Source organism: Paenochrobactrum sp. BZR 201-1 (assembly GCF_044987585.2).
In the GTDB taxonomy this organism is placed as follows: Bacteria; Pseudomonadota; Alphaproteobacteria; order Rhizobiales; family Rhizobiaceae; genus Paenochrobactrum; species Paenochrobactrum pullorum.
Window position 1 is genome coordinate 52,098 of the sequence record NZ_JBJDRZ020000007.1, and the last position, 14,331, is coordinate 66,428.

A 14,331-nucleotide genomic window follows, 5' to 3' on the forward strand; every position below is an offset into this window, starting at 1 on the left:
TTCAAGGTATGGAAAAAGCGGTTTAAGCCTGACGTTTCCAGTCGAAAGTCAATTCTTCACGAAATGCAAACTGAATAATATGTTTGGCCACAACATCTTCCAACTGTGCCTGTGTTTCAGCAGGGGCTTCAGCGGTAATGTCGAGTGCGTCGTCGGTGGCATTGAGAGTTACAATGCGGCCGTCGGTAAAAACAATGCGGCCTGTTTGCGGGGTAAATTCAACTTCGAACTTATGCGACCAATGTTTGCACAATTGTTGCAGGTAGCGGCTGGCGCTTTTGGTCGCAACTGTAACAGTAGAAATAACCATCTTTGATTCCTCATGATTGCAGATCATAAGTTGAATCTATTAGACAGGTTTTAAATAAGCTACTATTTTGTTGGAAATTAAAAAGAAAAAAATACCAGTGAATGGTACGCCCAAGGGGAATCGAACCCCTGTTTCCGCCGTGAAAGGGCGGCGTCCTAACCGCTAGACGATGGGCGCCCGCTGGTGTGGGTGCCTTATAGGTGGGAAATTTCTTCCGCGCAAGCCATTAAATTCATTTTTTTTAAAAAAAGCGAAAATAATTTACATTGTGGATAAGTGGCTGATTTAACGGGATGAAATCAGCTTTTGCCGCGGCACTTCCAGTTCCAGTCACGCTCAGGCCCGATATCGATATGAACAGATTTGGTGTGGCAGTAGGTGCCGACACCGCCACGTGATGGCATGGCACGTGCAACACGGGCAATTTCCCATTTGGAAACGCCTTCGATCTGAACATCAGCAGCAGCACAGGTCATATGCAATGATTTGCGCGCACCTTTGACCTTCATATTATAAGAGGGGCTTCGATAACCCGAAGTTACAATGACCGGTTTTCTGAAATGGCTTTCCAGTTTACGCAAAGTCTTGACCAATTCAGGCTTGAGACAGGCGACATCAACGGATTCGCGCTGTACTTTCAAGCCATTCGGGGCAAGGCGCGCAAGACCGGGGGCTGATACGCGCAATAAATGCGGTGCATCATCATCCTCATCGGCATCAATGTCACTGTCATCATAGACTGCATTGCGATGTTTAATTTCTAAGCCGCCATAAGCGCGTACGCCAGGTAATGAATAATTATAACTTTGTGCCGATGGCTGCTTTTTCAACTCCAGCGATGGCTTGCTCAGAGTTGAGGCAAGTACAACAGGCTTTTCTGCCTTATCCGGCAGGGCAGGTGCCGTGATTTGTGCGGCTTGTGGTTTTGGGGTTTCTGCCGGCTTGGTCGTTTCTGCGTTCGCATTCAACGCAGGTTTGACTGCCTTAAAAGCATCGCTGGTTTTAGGTGTCGCAAAGAGAGCTGCAACAAGTGTTGACTTTTGTACCGGTTTTTCCGCCACTGTTTCCGTGGCAGGCTCCAAAGCAGCAAGTGCTACTGTTTCCGCTTTCGCTTCAGGCTTTGCATCTGCCAGATCAGTTTTGTCGGCTTCAATTGCTTGCGTTGCCGGTTTGGCTGCATTTTCTTCAGCGATTTTTTCGTCAGCTGCCGTTTGCAAGGCTTCTGCCACCAGCGAATTGTCGTCTGTCGAAGAAAGCTGCATGGCAGGCGAGCCGGAACTAGTCGCGGTGCAGGCGCTTAAAACAAAAGCTGCGAGCAGACTGATGCAGGTTGATGAATACAGAAAAAACTTTTGCGTCTGTTTCTGATTTGCAATCAAGGCAAGGCTCCAGATGATCACCGGAGCACAATGCAGACGCAACCGGTTTATTTGGAAAACGGTTTGTGCGTTTTCCGGTATTTCTGTTTAAACACAAAAATATCAGCCGAAAAATCAGGCGCTTGAGCCTGAGGATTATGAGCTGATTGGTGTTTATGCTTAACAAAGTTTTAAAGTTAAATAGTAACGAATGCAATCTTTTGGCAGTAACAGCCTGTAAAAGCGATGTTACAATGCGTGATATTTTTTAATTTTTATTGCGTTTTATTCAAATAATTCAGGCTTCTGTTTGATGATACCAAAGAAGCGATTTTTTAAATTGGATCATTGAAATTGAGCCGATTTTGAACGATCCGGCTGATTTGATCGCCGCTCACGAATTAATATTATCAAGAAGAAGTAAAACATCGCCGAAAAGCACAACTCTGATATTGACAAAAACGGGCATACTAACCAGACATAGCAATGCTGTTTGTTGTGGCTGGCTACAGTCAACAGCTCCGCTTTGCGCCATGGTGTGCAAACGGGTTCATAAAAAATTTGGATCAGGCGAATATGATTGTGCACTTCCGGCAACCCTCCCGTTTCACCCTTAGCCTTGTGGCAGTGGCGATGATTGCCGCGCTTGGCGGTTGCGCGGGCGGAGCGGAATTTCAGGGAACGCCGCAGGAGGGGGCACGTCGAACTGGTACCTATCCAAATTTCGGGCGCATGCCTCAGGCGGCAACCAGCCAGATCACCGCGCAGGAAAAGGACGCTGCTACCATCGCACTGGATGCGGAGCGCAAACGTCTGAAATCTGTGAAAGGTGAAACACCTATGTCTGCAGCCCAATTGGCCGCGCTTCGCAAGCAAACTCAGGCGGAGACAAAGGCTACACTTCAGGCGATTGAAAACAGCAATTGATCAACGCCTTTCATGAATGACTGCTGCTATTATTATATTGCTGATGGCGCGTGATAGCTAAAGTCCCATATCAACCCTTTTCGGAACAGGATCATGTCGGAAGAATTTCATAAAGTCCGTCGTTTGCCGCCTTACGTCTTTGAACAAGTTAATCGTCTCAAGGCGGCGGCGCGAGCGGGCGGCGCCGACATTGTCGATTTGGGGATGGGTAATCCTGATCTGCCGACCCCGCAAAATATCGTGGACAAGCTTTGTGAGGCGGTTCAAGATCCGCGCGCGCATCGGTATTCTTCGTCGAAGGGTATTCCGGGTTTGCGCAAAGCGCAGGCCAATTATTATGAACGCCGTTTTGGTGTGAAACTCAATCCGGACAGCCAGGTTATTGCGACACTGGGCTCCAAGGAAGGATTTGCCAATATGGCGCAGGCAATTACCGCACCGGGCGATGTGGTTTTGTGTCCGGATCCAACCTATCCGATTCATTCTTTCGGCTTTATCATGTCCGGCGGTGTGATCCGCTCGGTACAGGCGAAACCGGATGATAATTTCATTCCGGCATTGGAACGCGGTATCAAACATTCGATCCCGAAGCCTATTGCCTTGATCCTCAATTTCCCGTCCAACCCGACCGCTTATGTGGCAACGCTGGATTTCTATAAGGATGTGGTGGATTTTGCCCGCAAGCATGAAATCATCATTTTGTCTGATCTGGCTTATTCGGAAATCTATTTTGACGGTACACCGCCGCCATCCGTGCTTCAGGTGCCGGGTGCAATGGATGTTGCGGTTGAATTTACCTCTATGTCCAAGACCTTCTCGATGCCGGGCTGGCGTATGGGCTTTGCCGTTGGTAATGAGCGTTTGATTGCAGCGCTGACACGCGTTAAATCCTATCTGGATTATGGTGCGTTCACGCCAATTCAGGTGGCAGCGACGGCTGCACTGAATGGTGATGGTTCTGATATTGAATATGTACGCAATGTCTATCACCAGCGCCGTGATGTGCTGGTTGAAAGCTTTGCACGCGCCGGTTGGGATGTACCGCCGCCAGCAGCAACCATGTTTGCGTGGGTGCCAATTCCGGAGAAGTTCAAAGCAATGGGATCGTTGGAGTTTTCCAAATTGCTCATTGAAAAGGCTGATGTGGCGGTTGCGCCGGGCTTGGGCTTTGGTGAACATGGCGATGATCATGTGCGTATTGCGCTGGTGGAAAATGAGCATCGCATCCGTCAGGCCGCACGCAATATCAAGCGCTTCCTGAGTATGTACGAAGAGAGCGCTGCCTGATTGGCGTATTTTGAACTCTGTGCCGCTGAAGCTTTTGGCGGCACATCCAAATTTAAATTGAATCCCCGACTTAAACTAAACCCATGAAAGACTTTTGAGGAAAAGACGATGAGTGAAGCATTACGGATCGGCGTGGCCGGATTAGGCACCGTTGGCGGCTCAGTATTACGTATTTTACGTGAAAAAGCCGAAATGCTCACCCGTCAATGCGGTAGAGAAATGGTTGTTACTGCGGTCAGTGCGCGTGATCGAACACGCGATCGTGGTGTCGATCTCTCCAATATCACATGGTTTGATGATCCGGTGGAACTTGCCAAATCCGACAAGATCGACGTTTTTGTCGAATTGATCGGTGGCGATGAAGGGCCTGCCAAAGCGTCCGTGGAAGCAGCTCTTAATGCCGGACGTCATGTAGTGACAGCCAATAAAGCGCTGCTCGCCAAACATGGTGTGGCGCTGGCAGAAATTGCCGAAGAAAAAGGTATTTTGCTCAACTTTGAAGCAGCGGTTGCCGGTGGTATTCCGGTGATTAAAGCGATGCGTGAATCGCTGACCGGTAATACTGTGTCGCGCGTTTATGGTATCATGAACGGCACGTGCAATTACATTCTCACCCGCATGTGGGAAGAGGGGATTTCATTCGAAGATTGCTTGGCTGATGCGCAACGTTTGGGCTATGCTGAAGCTGACCCAACATTTGATATTGAAGGCAATGACACCGCGCATAAGCTTGCTTTGCTGACCAGTTTGGCATTTGGCAATCAGATTGCTGCCGATGATATCTATATGGAAGGTATCAGCAATATTTCACTGGCTGATATTCGTGCAGCCGATGAACTTGGTTATCGCATCAAATTGCTGGGTGTGGCGCTCAAAACACCAAACGGAATTGAGCAGCGTGTGCAACCGACAATGGTGCCGACCTCATCGGTCATTGCGCAGGTTCATGGCGTGACCAATGCGGTGGCAATTGAAACCGATTTGCTTGGTGAGCTGTTGTTGTCGGGGCCGGGAGCGGGCGGCAATGCAACCGCATCGGCAGTGCTTGGTGATCTGGCTGATATTGCCAAGAGTCGTCCTGGCTTCCAGCATGGGCCTGTATTCGGTACTCCAGCGAAAGCTTTGGCACCTTATCAACGTGCGGCAATGCGTAATCATGAAGGTGGTTATTTTATTCGCCTAACCGTGCATGATCGCCTCGGTGCCTTTGCTGCCATTGCCAAGCGCATGACCGAAAACGAAATTTCGCTTGAATCGATTGTTCAGCGTCCGCCGATGGATCATCATGCCGAAGGCATCAAAACCATCATTCTGGTGACGCATGAAACAACCGAATCGGCAGTAAAATCTGCGCTTCAGACTATTTTGGAAGATGACCATCTGGTGGATAAACCGCAGATGATCCGTATTGAGCGCGCCGGTTAAGGCGCGTTTTCACAAGCTTCCTGTGATTGCAATGAAGTATGTAGCCGCTTAAATCGATTAAGGTTTTGACAGCAGTTCTTTTAAGCCTGCAAGCCTCTTGCTAGACTTAAGAGACTTTGACAAAAGAGCCGTACGGCGCTTAACTCTTGTTAAGAGTATCGTCGTTTAACGGCATGTGTCCCTATCTGAATGCAGCCACTTTCCTTGCGATATAATGTTTTAGTTTTATTATCGCAGTAACCGATTAAAAATTCAGGACTTTGTTCAAATGGCTAAAACCGCAGAGCAGCAACCACACGGCTTGGATCGTATTTTAACGCTCGAACTGGTGCGTGTAACCGAGCGCGCGGCCGTTGCGGCAGCCAGATTGCGTGGTCGCGGTGATGAAATGGCAGCCGATCAGGCCGCTGTTGATGCGATGCGTCAGGAACTTAACAATCTGCCGATCAACGGTACCGTTGTGATCGGTGAAGGTGAGCGCGACGAAGCACCGATGCTTTATATTGGTGAAGAAGTAGGAAGCCGTCAGGGGCCGGATGTCGATATTGCACTCGACCCGCTTGAAGGCACCACTATCTGCGCTAAAAACCTGCCGAACTCATTGGCTGTTGTAGCGATTGCTGAAAAAGGCAACCTGCTTTACGCACCAGATGTTTACATGGAAAAAATCGCTGTAGGCCCTGGTTATCCGGAAGGTGTTGTGCATCTTGATGCAACACCAACCGAAAATATCATGGCTTTGGCCAAAGCCAAAGGCGTTGCACCAAGCGCAATTACCGCTTGCATCATGGATCGCCCGCGTCATGCCCGTTTGATCGAAGAAGTACGTGCAACCGGTGCTGCCATTCGTCTGATCGGTGATGGTGACGTTGCGGGTGTTATGCACACGACCAATCCTGAAGAAACCGGCATTGATATTTATATCGGTATCGGTGGCGCGCCTGAAGGCGTTTTGGCTGCTGCAGCTTTGCGCTGCATTGGCGGTCAGATGCAGGGTCGTTTGCAGCTCAACACCGAAGAGAAAATTGCCCGCGCTGCTAAGATGGGCATTTCTGATCCAAACAAGATTTACACAATGGAAGAAATGGCAAAAGGCGATGTGCTGTTTGCTGCAACCGGTGTAACTGACGGCAACATGCTGTCGGGCGTTAAATTTGCCCGTGATTACATCCAGACCCACACCATCGTCATGCGTTCAAGCTCGCAGACCGTGCGTGAAATCAAAGCACGCCATCAGGATCTGTCAAAGTTCTAAGATTGGCTTGAGGCCGGGAAGAATTTATTGAATATTTCAAAAGGCGGCATTGCAAAAATGCCGCCTTTTGTGTTCATAAAAGACATGATGGATTCAGAGCGCCTTTTTCTTAATGTCAAGAAGTCTGCCACCGGACAAAAATGGGTGGATCGTTTAGGCTTGCGGGAAGCCAATACGGCATTGGCGATTGCGCAAAATCATGGCATCCATGATTTGGTGGCGCGGGTGCTGGCTGGCCGCGGTGTGCCGCTGGATGGCGCTGCCGAATTTATTGACCCGACCATTCGTAATCTGATGCCTGACCCTCTGACGCTGACCGATATGGACAAAGCGGCGACACGCATTGTTCAAGCGATTGAGGCACAAGAAAAAATTGCAATTTTTGGAGATTATGATGTCGACGGTGCTTGTTCATCGGCGCTGATGGCCAGATTTTTGCAGCATTATAATATCCCTTATCAGATTTATATTCCGGATCGTATTTTTGAAGGCTATGGGCCTAATCCACAGGCGATGCAGGATTTGGTAGCAAATGGCGCATCGCTGATCGTGACCGTAGACTGCGGCACCAATAGCGCACCTTCCATTGATGCAGCAAAGCAAGCCGGTGCTGACGTGGTGGTGCTTGACCACCATCAGGTGGGCGGTGAACTACCCGAAAATGCCGTGGCGATTGTTAATCCCAATCGTGAAGATGATATGTCGCTTCAAGGGCATCTGTGTGCCGCCGGTGTGGTCTTTTTGACATTGGTGCAAGTAGCGAAGCAGATTCGCGCGCGCGGGAAAAGTGCACCGGATTTATTGTCGCTGCTGGATTTGGTAGCTTTGGCAACGATTTGTGATGTGGTGCCACTCAAAGGTGTTAATCGCGCCTTCGTGGTCAAAGGTCTGTTGGTGGCGCATGCTCAAAGCAATATTGGTTTGGCGGCATTGGCGCGGGTTGCCCGTATCGGTGAGCCACTAAATGCTTTCCATTTAGGTTTTATGATCGGCCCGCGTATTAATGCCGGTGGCCGTATTGGTGATGCCGGACTTGGCGCACGCTTGCTGACATTGCATGAGCCTGCGGAAGCAGACGCGATTGCGCAAGAGCTTGATCGCCTTAATCAAGAGCGTCAAGCGATGGAAGTGCAAATGCTGGCGGAAGCCGAAGCAGAAGCTTTGGTGGAAATTTCCGGTGGTGAGGGCGCGTCTGTAATTGTAACGGCGAGCGATGACTGGCATCCGGGTATTGTGGGTTTGCTGGCCTCGCGCCTTAAAGATAAAGCGCGCCGTCCGGCTTTTGCTATTGCTTTCAATCGAAATAATATCGGCACAGGTTCGGGGCGCTCGATTAATGGTATTGATTTGGGCAAACTTGTCGCCAAAGCTGTCGAACAGGGCTTGCTCGTCAAGGGCGGCGGCCATGCGATGGCTGCAGGCATTACTATCGAGCGTGATAAACTGGGCGCTTTCCGTGGCTTCATGGAAGAAGAAGCCGGTGCACGGGTGAAGAGTTTACGCGAAAACCAGAGCCTTTCCGTTGATGGTGCATTGGCGGCATCCGGTGCAACGGTTCAACTTTATCAGGCTTTGCAAAAGGCAGGGCCTTATGGTTCCGGCCATAACCAGCCGGTTTTGGCGCTGCCGCATCATGTGGTTGCGGATGCACGGCTTGTCGGGCGGGATCATGTCAAAGTGACCCTCAAAGGGGCTGATGGCAAACGGGTGAATGCAATTGCATTTCGTGCAGCTGATGCACCATTGGGCAAGTTTTTGCTTGGCCGCATCGGACATCCTGTTCATATTGCCGGAACGCTGAACCTCAATCATTGGAACGGGTCGGTTTCGACACAAATCCAAATTCTGGATGCAGCCCAGCCTGATTAACAATAAAATATAAGAAATCCTGATTTTTGTGAGCGAGTATCAGGGATCAAGGGATGTAATAGGGTGGATACTGCTCTATATTATGAAAAAATGAAATCTATTGAGGAGATATGTATGTTTCGTGCTGCTTCGCGTTTTACGCAGCTGTTAGCTATTATGGCAGTTGGACTGGCGGCTTCGCTGGTCATTATCGATACTGCCGATGCACGGCGGATGGGCGGAGGCTTCGGCAGTCGTGGTGCACGTACGCATCAGGCACCGGCACCAACCCGCACAGCACCCAACAATGCTGCTCCGGTTGAACGTAGCATGACACCTAATACCGGCAATACGGCACAGCGTCCGGCAGCAGCACCTGCTGCAGCTAATGCAGCCAAGCCGGGTCTGTTTGGCGGATTCGGCCGTTCGATGCTTGGTGGTCTGATGATGGGCGGTCTTCTTGGTATGCTGCTCGGTTCAGGCTTTGGCGGTATGGCGGGTATGTTCGGCATGTTGTTGCAGGTAGCCATTATTGCGCTGCTGGCAATGTTGGCGATGCGTTTTTTTGCCAGCCGTCGTCAACCGGCAGCGGCCGGAGCGGGTAATGCCTATGCCCAGCCACAGGGTTTTGGTTCGCAAAGCTTTGGTGCAACAAAATCATCTGTGCCAAACACAGGTGGCTCAGTTGGCGGACGCACGCCTTCTGTCAATCCGTTCGGCGCTAAAGTTGATGAAGCACCGGTTTTAGAGGAAAAGCCTTTTTCGGTTGGTCAGGAAGAACTCAATCGTTTTGAAGAAATGCTGACCGAAGTGCAGACTGCTTACGGGCGGGAAGATTACGCAGCATTGCGTAAGCTTTCAACACCAGAAGCGATGTCTTATCTGGCCGAAGAATTGGGTGAAATCGCATCTTCCGGCAAGCGTAACTCTGTTTCCGATATCAAACTGTTGCAGGGCGATGTTTCTGAATCCTGGAGCGAAGGTGATAAAGATTACGCAACAGTTGCGATGCGTTATTCCAGTATTGATGTGATGCTTGATCGCGTCAGTGGCGATGTGGTTGAAGGTAATCCGGATGAGGCAACTGAAAGCACCGAGCTTTGGACATTCGTGCGCGAAGATGGTGGCGAATGGCAACTTTCAGCAATTCAGAGCGCCAATGAATAAGCAGTTTTTCTGTTGAATTTTAAAAGCCCGGCCACTGTGCCGGGCTTTTTGTTTGTTGAATCAATTCAGTAATTTAGAGTGTATGGCTGATAAGTTGATTCAAACGGCGGTTGGTTGATTACCAACTGCCGATATTGGGCGCAGACGCCCAAGGCTCTTTTGGTGCCAATGATTCACCATTTTGAATAAGTTCAATAGAAATACCGTCCGGCGAACGGATAAATGCCATGTGGCCATCGCGTGGCGGACGGTTGATAGTCACGCCCTGATCCTGCAAGTTCTGGCAAAATTCGTAGATATTATCGACACCATAAGCCAAATGGCCGAAATTACGTCCGCCGGTATAGTCTTCCGGATCCCAATTATAGGTCAGTTCCAGAGTTGGCGCACGGTCACCTTTGCCGCGCTCGATGTCACTTTCCGTTGCCAGAAAAATCAAAGTAAAACGGCCTTTTTCATTTTCGATACGGCGAACTTCCTTCATGCCGAGCTTGTTGATGTAGAAATCCAGCGATTCATCAATATCGCGGATACGTACCATAGTGTGCAGATAACGCATTTTTTCAGTCCCTTTTTCAAAGCCGCAAAATTTGAATATTATCTGAACAGATCAGCATATTCAGTATAATTTATGAAGGTGAACATCATTTGATGGCCATAATATGGGGCAAGTAAATGAGGAGAACTGTGAAGTTTGCAACTTAGCACTTGCGGCCACCCGTTAATGAAGTGTTAATCTACCGATCAGAATCAACTTCTGTTTTAGCGCAGCAAGAGAGGAGGAGCACTGGCAATGGCTGACAAATCTATGTCGGATAAGCATATGACGGAACAATGCTCCACTGAAGATATCGGTGAATTGATCGAAGTATCAGGAACTATTAAATGGTTTGATGTCGCCAAAGGCTATGGCTTTGTGGTGCCGGATGATAATTCCTTTTCTGATATCTTGCTGCATGTAACCATTTTGCGCCGTGATGGCTTTCAGGTCGCCTCCGAAGGGGCGCGCATCGTTTGTGTCGTGCGCAATTCAGAACGTGGTTTGCAGTGTTTCAAGGTTTTATCGATTGATACATCCACTGCCGTTCATCCGGCAACGATGCCGCAGCGCACACATTCTTCTGTGGTGCCATCCAGCGGACTGGAACGGGTGATCGTCAAATGGTTCAACCGCACCAAAGGTTTTGGTTTCCTGACCCGCGGCGAAGGTACTGAAGATATTTTCATTCATATGGAAACCTTGCGTCGCTTTGGTATGGCTGAATTGCGCCCAGGGCAAGTGGTACTGATCCGCTTTGGCGATGGTGACAAAGGTTTGATGGCCGCTGAAATCCATCCGGATATCGGTACGCAAATGCCGGTTTCGCACTGATTTATCCCAAAGCCGGATTTTATGGATTTGCCAATCTTCTTTGAAGGCGGATATAATCTTTTTTGATAATGTTTGACTGACAGGAGCACATATCATGGTGCGCAATATGGTGCGGCGCGGTTTGGGCTTTATCGTCACTTTGTTGATGGTGCTGACTATTCATACAGCCTCAGCGCAAGATAATGAGCCAATGCGTCTGGAAGTGGATGCCAATCCGCTTATTTTCATGACAAGCTCTGGTGAACAGCAGATCGAATTGGAAATTGCCGATACGGATGAAAGTCGTATGCGTGGGCTAATGTTCCGCACCGATTTACCACTTCAGCGCGGCATGTTGTTTGATTTTAAACAAGTACGGTTGGTGCTGATGTGGATGAAAAACACACCACTGCCGCTTGATATGGTTTTTCTGCATACGGATGGCACAATTGCGGTGATCCGTGAAAATACTACGCCTTTTTCTGAAAATATTGTTTCATCCGGCGAGCCGGTGGCCTATGTGATAGAGCTGAATGCAGGAATGGCTAAAAAGCTGGGGTTGAGTGCGGGTGATAAAGCCGTGCACCCTGCCATTTGCGGGCGTTGCGATTAAGGGCTGCGAGTTAGTACCTGCCGACAGATTAGGTTTGAGCGTTTTTAAGGAAAGTTTCGTGACTGCTCTGGATGTAAAATATTTCGACCATAATGGTATGCGTTTTGCCTATCGTGAAGACGGACCAGATGGCGCCTTAGCAGAAACGGTTCTTCTCATTCATGGTTTTGCCTCATCCAGTGTAGTCAATTGGGTGTCGCCTGGTTGGTTTCGCACCCTTGTAGAAGCGGGCTATCATGTGGTGGCGCTTGATAATCGAGGCCATGGTCTCTCTGACAAGCCACATGAAAAAGAGCTTTACTATCCTGCGATGATGGCCGCAGATGCAGCAGCATTGCTGGATCATTTGAACATCAAAAAAGCCCATGTGATGGGTTATTCGATGGGGGCAAGGATCAGCGCATTTCTGGCGCTGGATTTCCCTGAAAAGGTGCAAAGCCTTGTTTTTGGTGGCCTTGGTATTGGTATGGTAACCGGTGCCGGTGACTGGGAGCCGATTGGCGAAGCATTGCTGGCCGAGGATCCGGAGACAGTCACTCATCCGCGGGGGCAAATGTTCCGCAAATTTGCCGATCAGACGAAAAGCGACCGTTTGGCGCTGGCTGCTTGTGTGATTACTTCCAAAGAGCTGGTGCCGGCACAAGCGATTGCCTTAATCGAGCAACCGGTTTTGGTGGCCGTCGGCACTAAAGATGATATTGCCGGTGATCCGCACGCATTGGCTGATTTATTGCCGCATGGTATTGCTCTTGATATCCCTGATCGCGATCATATGTTAGCGGTGGGTGACAAAGTGTATAAGCAGGGTGTATTATCATTTTTGAGCCAGCACCGTTTTTGATAAAAAAGCGGTGAAGCCCCTAAAAAAGACAATCGAGTTAAAGATGACAGCGCACAGTTCAGCCAAATTATCCGCGAATGTCAGTCAGGTTGATCCGATCTGGCATGCCGTTCGTGCTGAAGCGGAAGAAGCGGCGGCAAAAGATCCGTTGCTGGCATCGTTTTTCTACACGTCATTGATCAGCCAGCCAAGTTTGGAAGATGCGGTGGCCCATCGTGTTTCCGAGCGCCTTGGTCATCAGGATTTGAGCGCTGATTTGCTGCGCCAGACCTTTGCTGTGATGCGGGATAGTTGCGCTGACTGGTCTCGCGTTTTGCGTGTTGATATTCAAGCCGTTTATGACCGCGATCCGGCTTATAATCGTTTTATGGATCCGGTGATGTATCTGAAAGGTTTTCATGCCATTCAAACGCATCGTCTGGCGCATTGGTTGTGGAACGAAGGCCGTATTGATCTGGCTTATTATTTGCAAAGTCGTTCTTCTGCCGTATTCCAGACCGATATTCATCCGGCTGCAAAATTTGGCAGCGGCGTTTTCTTGGATCACGCTACCGGTCTGGTTGTGGGTGAAACGGCGGTCATTGAAGATAATGTTTCCATTTTGCATGCCGTTACCCTCGGCGGCACCGGCAAAGTTGGCGGTGACCGACATCCAAAGATTCGTCACGGCGTGCTGATCGGGGCAGGGGCCAAAATTCTTGGTAATATCGAGATTGGGCATTGCTCCAAGATTGCTGCCGGTTCGGTTGTGCTTAAATCCGTTCCCAATAATGTCACAGTTGCCGGTGTTCCGGCGAAGGTTATTGGTGACACCGGTTGTGCAGAACCATCACGCGTGATGGATCAATCTATCGGCAGCGATGATTGAAATCTGCTTTTAATAAAAAGATTCAAGTTGGCGATGAGCCTTTACAATAATATTGCGCGGGTGCATTAAACTCGCTGAACATTCTAATCAGGAGAATCCGGTTGAAACCCGAAGAAATCAAAAAACTCGACGCTTATTTCAAACGGACTTTTGGTAATCCGTCTTTGCAGGTGAAAGCGCGTCCGCGTAAGGATGATTCATGCGAATTATATCTGGATGATGAGTTTCTCGGCCTGATCTATGTCGATGAAGACGAAGAAGATGGTGAATTGTCCTACAACTTCTCCATGGCTATTCTGGATGTCGATCTCGACTGATTGAAATAATGTCAGTTTGCTGACTGTCATTTATCAAAGCCCTGTTTGGATTGTCCAAACAGGGCTTTTTCTTTATCCGCCAAAGCAAGCTAATCGATAATATACGCCGCAAACGGGTTGTAATGCATGGCATCAAGCAACATACTTGGTTTTGATCAATAATGACGAGGCGGTTTAGTTTCACACAATGGTGTATCAATGCTGCCAAGGGGAGAATATATGGCGATATATGCATTTAATGGTCATACACCAACTTATGATGATGTGAAAACCAACTGGATTGCACCCGATGCGACTGCTGTGGGTAAAATACACTTAGGTGCAAATGTCAGTTTGTGGTTTGGTGTGGTTTTGCGTGGTGATAACGAATTGATTAAAATCGGTGCCAATACCAATGTACAAGAACATTGCATCATGCATACGGATTACGGTTTTCCACTCACTATCGGTGAGGGGTGCACGATTGGCCACCGGGCTATGCTGCATGGCTGCACGATTGGCGAAAATAGCCTGATCGGTATTGGTGCGATTGTGCTGAATGGTGCAAAAATCGGCAATAATTGTCTGGTTGGTGCCGGAGCGCTGGTCACAGAAGGAAAAGAATTTCCGGATAATTCATTGATTGTCGGCTCACCCGCACGGGTGGTGCGCCAACTTGATGATGCAGCGGTCGAGCGGCTCAAAGAATCAGCGCGCAATTATGTTGAAAAATCTCATGCTTTCATGCGCGGCATGGAACCTGCTTGATTGCCTGAAAGCTTATG

At 49.1% G+C, this 14,331-nt stretch carries 15 protein-coding genes and 1 tRNA gene; 12 read left to right on the top strand and 4 right to left on the bottom strand.

All coding sequences use genetic code 11. The annotated features are described in order from the left end of the window. Positions 1–22: 22 nt before the first annotated feature. The 3 genes from ACI0FR_RS06350 to ACI0FR_RS06360 all read right to left on the bottom strand — a co-directional run bounded on the left by ACI0FR_RS06350 (position 23) and on the right by ACI0FR_RS06360 (position 1,689). Positions 23–310 carry a DUF2218 domain-containing protein gene (locus ACI0FR_RS06350; protein ID WP_374830660.1) on the bottom strand — a complete coding sequence of 96 codons (288 nt, stop codon included), beginning with the start codon at positions 308–310 and terminating at the stop codon, positions 23–25. A 102-nt stretch (positions 311–412) separates the two neighbouring features. After that, positions 413–487: transfer RNA gene (locus ACI0FR_RS06355), tRNA-Glu, on the bottom strand. Between the two features lie 122 nt (positions 488–609). Continuing rightward, on the bottom strand, positions 610–1,689 hold the full coding sequence (locus ACI0FR_RS06360; protein WP_404905985.1) for a D-Ala-D-Ala carboxypeptidase family metallohydrolase: 1,080 nt from the start codon (positions 1,687–1,689) through the stop codon (positions 610–612). A 555-nt stretch (positions 1,690–2,244) separates the two neighbouring features. On the opposite strand from ACI0FR_RS06360, the gene ACI0FR_RS06365 reads away from it, so the two are divergent. From ACI0FR_RS06365 to ACI0FR_RS06390, 6 genes are all read left to right on the top strand, one after another. Next, positions 2,245–2,595, top strand: a complete 351-nt coding sequence (locus ACI0FR_RS06365) for a hypothetical protein (protein ID WP_374830664.1) — start codon at positions 2,245–2,247, stop codon at positions 2,593–2,595. 93 nt (positions 2,596–2,688) lie between these two features. Beyond that, entirely contained in the window at positions 2,689–3,882 is a 1,194-nt protein-coding gene (locus ACI0FR_RS06370) for an LL-diaminopimelate aminotransferase (RefSeq protein ID WP_404905984.1), read from the top strand. 108 nt (positions 3,883–3,990) lie between these two features. After that, positions 3,991–5,307, top strand: coding sequence for a homoserine dehydrogenase (locus ACI0FR_RS06375; protein ID WP_404905983.1), 1,317 nt, complete (start codon positions 3,991–3,993; stop codon positions 5,305–5,307). Positions 5,308–5,575: 268 nt separating this feature from the next. After that, on the top strand, positions 5,576–6,562 hold the full coding sequence (gene glpX, locus ACI0FR_RS06380) for a class II fructose-bisphosphatase (RefSeq protein WP_374830671.1): 987 nt from the start codon (positions 5,576–5,578) through the stop codon (positions 6,560–6,562). An 87-nt stretch (positions 6,563–6,649) separates the two neighbouring features. Then, positions 6,650–8,431 carry a single-stranded-DNA-specific exonuclease RecJ gene (recJ, locus tag ACI0FR_RS06385; protein ID WP_404906016.1) on the top strand — a complete coding sequence of 594 codons (1,782 nt, stop codon included), beginning with the start codon at positions 6,650–6,652 and terminating at the stop codon, positions 8,429–8,431. Positions 8,432–8,545: 114 nt separating this feature from the next. Then, the gene (locus ACI0FR_RS06390) at positions 8,546–9,577 is read left to right on the top strand and encodes a TIM44-like domain-containing protein (protein WP_374830673.1); all 1,032 of its coding nucleotides are present in this window, start codon (positions 8,546–8,548) and stop codon (positions 9,575–9,577) included. 118 nt (positions 9,578–9,695) lie between these two features. Here ACI0FR_RS06390 and gloA read toward each other — a convergent pair whose 3' ends face one another. After that, positions 9,696–10,136: a lactoylglutathione lyase gene (gene gloA / locus ACI0FR_RS06395; RefSeq protein ID WP_404905982.1), complete on the bottom strand. Its 441-nt coding sequence runs from the start codon at positions 10,134–10,136 to the stop codon at positions 9,696–9,698. A gap of 234 nt (positions 10,137–10,370) precedes the next feature. Here gloA and ACI0FR_RS06400 point away from each other — a divergent pair, with 234 nt between their 5' ends. From ACI0FR_RS06400 to ACI0FR_RS06425, 6 genes are all read left to right on the top strand, one after another. Further along, positions 10,371–10,949 carry a cold-shock protein gene (locus tag ACI0FR_RS06400; RefSeq protein WP_404905981.1) on the top strand — a complete coding sequence of 193 codons (579 nt, stop codon included), beginning with the start codon at positions 10,371–10,373 and terminating at the stop codon, positions 10,947–10,949. Positions 10,950–11,070: 121 nt separating this feature from the next. Further along, positions 11,071–11,541 (top strand): DUF192 domain-containing protein, encoded by a 471-nt coding sequence (locus tag ACI0FR_RS06405; RefSeq protein WP_404906015.1) that lies wholly within the window; start codon positions 11,071–11,073, stop codon positions 11,539–11,541. 58 nt (positions 11,542–11,599) lie between these two features. Further along, entirely contained in the window at positions 11,600–12,382 is a 783-nt protein-coding gene (locus ACI0FR_RS06410; protein ID WP_374830681.1) for an alpha/beta fold hydrolase, read from the top strand. A 43-nt stretch (positions 12,383–12,425) separates the two neighbouring features. Further along, complete coding sequence (cysE, locus tag ACI0FR_RS06415) at positions 12,426–13,250, top strand: serine O-acetyltransferase (RefSeq protein WP_374830683.1); 825 nt, start codon at positions 12,426–12,428, stop codon at positions 13,248–13,250. Between the two features lie 101 nt (positions 13,251–13,351). Next, the gene (locus ACI0FR_RS06420; RefSeq protein ID WP_184218756.1) at positions 13,352–13,567 is read left to right on the top strand and encodes a DUF3126 family protein; all 216 of its coding nucleotides are present in this window, start codon (positions 13,352–13,354) and stop codon (positions 13,565–13,567) included. Between the two features lie 219 nt (positions 13,568–13,786). Next, positions 13,787–14,314 (top strand): gamma carbonic anhydrase family protein, encoded by a 528-nt coding sequence (locus tag ACI0FR_RS06425; RefSeq protein ID WP_404905980.1) that lies wholly within the window; start codon positions 13,787–13,789, stop codon positions 14,312–14,314. The last annotated feature ends 17 nt before the right edge of the window (positions 14,315–14,331 follow it).